Raw genomic sequence first — 6,019 nt, 5'->3', positions numbered from 1 at the left:
CGCGCAGCTCCAGCGCCGCCAGCGCGTACCCTACGCAGCCCGTGGGTGAGGAAGCCCCCGGCACCAAGAAGTAGGGAGCCACGCCGTCGCGGCGTTTGAGCTCTCGCAGCAGCCCCGGCACGGCCGCGGCGGCCTGCACGTAGCGCGGCCGGTAATGCAGGTGCGCGCCGAAGTGGGCGCCCAGCAGCAGGCTCTTTCGCACATCGGGGGTCAGCGGCTGGTCGACGACAACGACCTCGCATCCCAGCCCCGCGCGGCGCGCGTGCACCGTGGTCGCCACCGCGTGGTGGGAACCCACGCCGCCGAAGGTGAGCACGGTCCTTGCGCCGCGCGCCTTCGCGTCGGCGAAGACGAATTCGAGCTTGCGCACCTTGTTGCCGCTGTACTGCGTGCTGGAGAGGTCATCGCGTTTGACGCGCACATCCGCGCCCAGATTTTCCGAGAGCGGCTGCGCAATCTCCACGGGCGTGGGGAAGTTCCCCAGCTCGACGTGGGGGATGCGCCCCCGAAGAAGCGCGGCGATCTCCTCGGGGCTCATGCGCCCTTCTCCGCCGCGATTCCGTTTGCGATCCAGGTCGCAAGCGTCGCGATCGCAATGGTCGGCGGCGTGCCGATGGAGGTCGGAAATACCGAGCCGTCGGCGACGTAGAGCCCACTCATCCCATGCACCTTACCGCGAGAGTCGATGACACTCTTTTTGGAATCCTCGCCCATGGGGCAGGACGCCTGCGGATGCACGCTGGTGAGCAGGAACTTGTGGGGCGCGATCTCCCGCTCGGCAACCAGCTTGTCCACCTCGGCATCGGTGCGGGCCATCGGTGCGTCATTCCAGGGAAGCAGCACCTTCGTCGCACCCGAAGCCAGATAGATCTTCGCAAGGTTCGAGACGGCGTCCTTGAGCTCGGCGTGCTCGCTCTCTTCAGGCCAGTAGTGAATGCGCGCGCGGCGCCCAACCGGGAACTCGCCGATCACGCCCTGGGTCTCGTCGTGGAGCATCAATCCGCCGGCGGCGGTGTAGGCATACTGTTTCATCAGCTCGCCATGCTGCGCGCCCATGCCCGGCATGACCGAGGCCCCCATGCCCGGATGGGCGAAGCCCGGGATGAGCACATAACCGCCGTAGCCGTCTTCCTTGAAGCGCGCGTAGTGGTCGGAATAGGCCGACTGGGGAATGCCGCGCCAGGCCTCGATGGGCCGGTCGTACATGGCGGCGACGGTCGCAAAGGGATGAACGTGCAGGCGGTGACCGAGCAGACCCGATTCATCTTCGACGCCGCTACGCCTGAGCAGCAGCACCGTATCGATGGCCGAGGCCGAGAGAATCACCTTCTTCGCGCGTACGCGAAGGCGCCCCTTGGGTTCCGAGCTGCCGCGGTCGAGCACCATGCCTTCGACGCCGGTTGCCGCGCCGCCGCTGCGGGTCACGCTGTCCACGCGGCAATCGGTATAAACCCGGGCGCCGGCCTGCACCGCGCGCGGCAGATACGTGATGAGCATCGATTGCTTGCGATCGTAGGCGCAACCCTGATCGCAAAAACCGCACATCAGGCAGTTCACGCGGTTGTGATTGGGACGCTCCCAGCTCACACCACACTTCTCGCAGCCTTTGGCGAAGGCCTGGTTGTTGAGGTTCACCTGCCAGGGCTGGACCTGGTTGACACCCAGGTGCTGCTCGACCCGCGCGGCAAGGGGCTCGAGATCCTTGTGCGTGAAGCTCACGCCGTACTCGCGGCGCCAGCGCTCGATGATCGCCGGCTCGATCCGATAGGAAAGACAGATGTTGTGCACCGTCGATCCGCCCAGCGTGCGGCCCTGCAGGATCGGGATGGAGAGATCCCAGGTGGTGCGCCCGCCCGCCTCGCGATACAGGCGCGGCGCCATTTCTTCCTCGCGCTGGGTAAACGTGTTGCTTCGATGATTGCCGCCCTCTTCGAGCACGATCACATCGAAGCCGGCCTCGGCCAGTTCCTTGGCCACCACCGCGCCGCCCGCGCCGGAACCCACGACGCAGATCTCGCAGTCGAGATCGAGGTCGCCCTTGTGGTCGGTCGCCTCAACGAGCTCTCCCTTGTCGGCGACCGGGCCTTCGGGATTTCGCGCCAGTGGCGGTGCGATTGGATCGATTTCAAAGCGCCCTACCCACGGCCCGTCGTAGCGGAGCGCGCGCCAGGTTTTGTCCCCGGCATAGTAGGAGAGCTGGACGAACATCTTGAGCGCCGCAAAGGCCATTTGCCGGAAACGAAGTAAGGACTCCATCCACGAGCGCACGTACTTTTCCTGCCGCTCGGGTGACAGGCTGGTGAAGCGCCCGAGACCCGCGCCAAAGATTGGAGTCGCGTGCTCGAAAAAGTTGAGCAGCAGCTTGAACTGATCGCGAATTTCTTCTGGGAGCTGTGAGAGAATTCCGTCGAGTCGCGCGACGGTTCCGGACTCCACCGGGTCGGGAAAATCCTCGGGCGCGCCGATGATCGCGCGGGAAATAGCCGAGAGAATCGCGTGCTGTTTGTCGCTGAGGACGGCACTCTGTGCGGCGGGCACCGGGTAGGAATCACACCCGGCCGGAAGCAGCGCGCCCACGCCCAGCGCGGCGCTGCCCAGCAGGCTGCCGCGCAGAAAAGCCCGGCGCGAGAGCCGCGCGTCCTGCTCCAGTGCCTTCAGGTCGGCAAGCTGCCCGGCTACCTCTTCGCGTACGCGATCCTTCGCCATTACCCCGCTCCAAGTATCTGATTCGACTCCCGGTTTTGTGACACGGCTTCGGGGCCTCGCGCAACTCTGAGAAAAATCATGGCGCGGCGCTGTCACTTTCGATAGCGTGAAAAGCACTCACTTCCGGAGGGCGAAACCCATGAGTAGAAAGAACGCTACCCACGTCATTCGCGATCACCCCGAGCGGAGCAAGCCGCTCAAAAAGACTCCCGGCAAGGTGCAGTCGGCGATGGCGATCAAGAAGGACACCACCACCAATCCCCATGCCAAGGAAAAGAAGGCCAGTCTGAGAAATCCGCACGGCAAGTCCCACAAGCCCAAGGGCTGAGCACTCGCACGCAGCGGCGCCAGCGGCTACATAGGGAAGCCGGGAGGTTTCCCCATGTCCCCGACTGCGAAAAAGGCGAAGAAGAAAGTCGCCAAGAAAGCGCCGAAGAAGGCTGCAAAAAAAACCGCGAAGCGGCCCGTGCGCAAGGCGCGGCTGGAATCGCTTGCCAAGCGGACCGAGCGCGCGGCAAAGATCTTCGATGCGCTGGCAAAGGCCTATCCCGACTCCCATTGCGCGCTCAACTTCAAGGACGCCTATCAGCTCTCGGTGGCTACCATTCTCTCGGCCCAGTGCACCGACAAGCGGGTGAACATGGTGACCCCCGACCTGTTCAAGCGCTGGCCCGATGCGCCCTCGCTGGCAAAGGCCCCGCAGGCCGAAGTCGAAGAAGTCATCCGCTCCACCGGCTTCTACCGCAACAAGGCGAAGAACCTGATCGGGTTCGCCCAGCGTGTGGTCGGTGAATTCGGCGGCAATGTCCCCGACAATATGGACGACCTGCGCACGCTTCCGGGTTTTGGTCGCAAGACCGCCAACGTCATCCTGGGAAACGCCTACGGCGTGCCCGGCATCACGGTGGACACGCACATGGGGCGCCTCTCGCGCCGCATGGGGCTCACGGGTGAGACCGACCCGGTCAAGGTCGAGTTCGAACTGATGAAGCTGCTGCCGGGAAAAGACTGGACGATGTTTTCCCACCGCATGATCGACCACGGCCGCCAGATCTGCGACGCGCGAAAGCCTCTGTGCGAGCAATGCCCGCTCGAGGCGCTCTGCCCGAAGATCGGGGTATAAAAGAAACGGGCGCCCGATCGGGCGCCCGTTTTTGGTTTGCGCTCGTCGAAGAGCGGACTAGTTGAGCGGATGGAGGGTCGGCGAACGGGGCTCGCTGCCCGAGTCGAACACCGCCGTGGCCATCACATAGACCGTGTGGAAGTTGCGATTGTTGTCGCCGGGAATATCGATGGAGCGATGCTCCAGATTGTAACCCAGCGTCAGGCCGGTGCGCTCGGCAAGGTGGACTCCGACGTAGGGGTTCAGAACAACCGTGTCTTCATTGTTGATACCGGCGGTGCCGCTGAGCAGACCGACGGGAATGAAGCCCGCGTCGTTGTTGCCATGAACCCATTCAAAGCTGAGTCCGCCGAAGAGCATATCCGTCATATCGAGCTCGCCGCCCAGTCCGATCGCAATCGCCTGGGGATCTTTGGAGCCCGCAAATCCGTCGCGGCGCCAGGTCAGATCGAGGTAGGCGCTCATCTCATCCATCGTCATGGTCGTGTTGATGTTGACGACATTGACCCAATTCTTGTTGTCGGGGTCGGCAAGGGCAAGTGCGGCAATGGGTGCCGGTAGACCGGGCCGCGCGGCATCAAATGCCTCGGGCGAGGCGAACCACGACAGGCGCGCGCTCATCTCGTCGGTGGTGTATGCCAACGCAACGGCGTAACCCAGGTCCAGATCCGTCTGGTTGTTGGTACCGATCAGGTCGTTGTAGAGCATCACCGAAGCGGTCACTTCGCCGCTCTTGTAATAGGCCATGCCACCGGTAAGGAGCGTCGGCAGCAACTTGCTGCGTGCGATGCTGAGGAAGGGGCTGCCGCGGTCGGCCGAGTGAAGGCTGGTGCCCACGTTCGGGGCAAGACGGCCGATGGACATGCCGAGTTCGCCGTCGTCGGTATGGAAATCCGCGTAGGCCTGTTCAACGAGAAGCGAAACTTCGCCGGGACCGGCAGCCGCCGCGGTATCATCGCCCGAACCGGGGGCGTAGACGCCGAGCCGGAAGACCATGTCCGCGTATTCGTTGATTTCGCCGGCGCCGACAAGGCTCAGTGAAGTTTCATAGATACCGAAATCGGTATCACCCGGGGTGACGTTGGCAAAGTTGACGAGACAATTGCCCGCCGCATTCGATGCCGAGCATACCGTCGGCAGTTCATTCATGAAGGCCTGGCTGCGTCCGACCGGTGGACCGTTCTTGTCGGAGTGCGACCAGCCTCCGAAGCCATCGAAAGAGCCGCCGAGGCTAAAGCTCTCCGCGTATGCGGAGCCCGCGCCTGCGCCCAGTATCAGGACTGCTGCTGAGAGAAAACCTAAAAACTTTGTTCTCATGTGCCTCTACTCTCCTACGGCGCCCCGCTTTGGGGGCGGATGTGATGAAACGAAGGGGCGTTCGCCTCTGCCCTTGTCTCCGTTTCCTCATGCCCTCGAACCGCAAGTATCGACCCAGCGCGCTTGATGCCTGACTTTCTGCTGCCTCGCCGGTGCGCCCGTTCCCGGGCCTTTTCTGCCTCTGGCGGCAGGGTCACACTTGCGGCGTCCTATCTTGCAAAACACTAACTCTGGGATCAGGAATGAAATGTGATACAAATCACACTATCGACACGATGCCACGTAACTGATTGTTATTATTGAGTTTATCGGCAAGGCCAGGACGTCGCAATTCCGCGTGGACATCGCCTTCGTGACGAAGACTTGCCCAGCAGATCAGAAATGATTCCGGAGGGATAGCGATCTATTCGAAGCTGGCGTTGACCTGCAGGAGGCCCAGATGGGCCTTGGCGGTGTCGGGGTTGATGATCGCGAGGGCGGTGCTGGCCGTGTCGTAGTCGGCGGCATCCAGGCGGTATTCGCCCCGCACGAAGACGCCCCGGGTAATCACCCAGGTGAGGAACACACTGCCGCCGTAAACGTCACCGTCGCCAATCAGGACATTCGATGGTCCGATCGCCTGACCCGCCCACGCGCTGGCGCTCACGACATTGTCGGGATCGCTCACATGGATCCATTCCGCGCGAATGCCAATCGCGACGGGGTCCCAGTTCCACCCGAGGATTCCCATGGCGGCAAAGATCCTTGCCGTGCCGCTCGCCGCGCCGCTTACCGAACTCAGGTTCGATGCATTTTCCACGCGCTGCAAAACCTCGGCGCCGCCGAACAACGATTCGCCGCTGCCCCGAATACTCAGGGCCATGAGCTGCGTGG

6 protein-coding genes are annotated in these 6,019 nt (G+C 63.1%); 2 read left to right on the top strand and 4 right to left on the bottom strand.

The window, feature by feature from the left end:
- Window positions 1-538 (bottom strand): pyridoxal-phosphate dependent enzyme (locus tag KDH09_07465; protein MCB0219513.1); only part of this gene is annotated, 538 nt, incomplete at its 3' end.
- Window positions 535-2,706 carry a GMC family oxidoreductase gene (locus KDH09_07460; protein MCB0219512.1) on the bottom strand — a complete coding sequence of 724 codons (2,172 nt, stop codon included), beginning with the start codon at window positions 2,704-2,706 and terminating at the stop codon, window positions 535-537. The genes KDH09_07460 and KDH09_07465, both read right to left, overlap by 4 nt.
- Before the next feature lie 139 nt (window positions 2,707-2,845).
- On the opposite strand from KDH09_07460, the gene KDH09_07455 reads away from it, so the two are divergent.
- Entirely contained in the window at window positions 2,846-3,034 is a 189-nt protein-coding gene (locus tag KDH09_07455; protein ID MCB0219511.1) for a hypothetical protein, read from the top strand.
- A gap of 54 nt (window positions 3,035-3,088) precedes the next feature.
- A complete protein-coding gene (nth, locus tag KDH09_07450; protein ID MCB0219510.1) occupies window positions 3,089-3,829 on the top strand; it encodes an endonuclease III in 741 nt (246 codons plus the stop codon).
- Window positions 3,830-3,886: 57 nt separating this feature from the next.
- Here the strand turns inward: nth and KDH09_07445 are convergent, their stop codons facing one another.
- Window positions 3,887-5,146 (bottom strand): hypothetical protein, encoded by a 1,260-nt coding sequence (locus KDH09_07445; GenBank protein MCB0219509.1) that lies wholly within the window; start codon window positions 5,144-5,146, stop codon window positions 3,887-3,889.
- Window positions 5,147-5,549: 403 nt separating this feature from the next.
- Window positions 5,550-6,019 (bottom strand): outer membrane beta-barrel protein (locus tag KDH09_07440; GenBank protein ID MCB0219508.1); only part of this gene is annotated, 470 nt, incomplete at its 5' end.

Source organism: Chrysiogenia bacterium, from assembly GCA_020434085.1.
GTDB lineage: Bacteria > JAGRBM01 > JAGRBM01 > JAGRBM01 > JAGRBM01 > JAGRBM01.
This window is presented reverse-complemented; position numbering and strand designations above follow the sequence as displayed.

Excerpts from the sequence above, each read along its gene's own strand:
- KDH09_07460 (MCB0219512.1), bottom strand. The coding sequence starts at position 2,706 with ATGGCGAAGGATCGCGTACGCGAAGAGGTAGCCGGGCAGCTTGCCGAC.
- KDH09_07455 (MCB0219511.1), top strand. The coding sequence starts at position 2,846 with ATGAGTAGAAAGAACGCTACCCACGTCATTCGCGATCACCCCGAGCGG.
- nth (MCB0219510.1), top strand. The coding sequence starts at position 3,089 with ATGTCCCCGACTGCGAAAAAGGCGAAGAAGAAAGTCGCCAAGAAAGCG.
- KDH09_07445 (MCB0219509.1), bottom strand. The coding sequence starts at position 5,146 with ATGAGAACAAAGTTTTTAGGTTTTCTCTCAGCAGCAGTCCTGATACTG.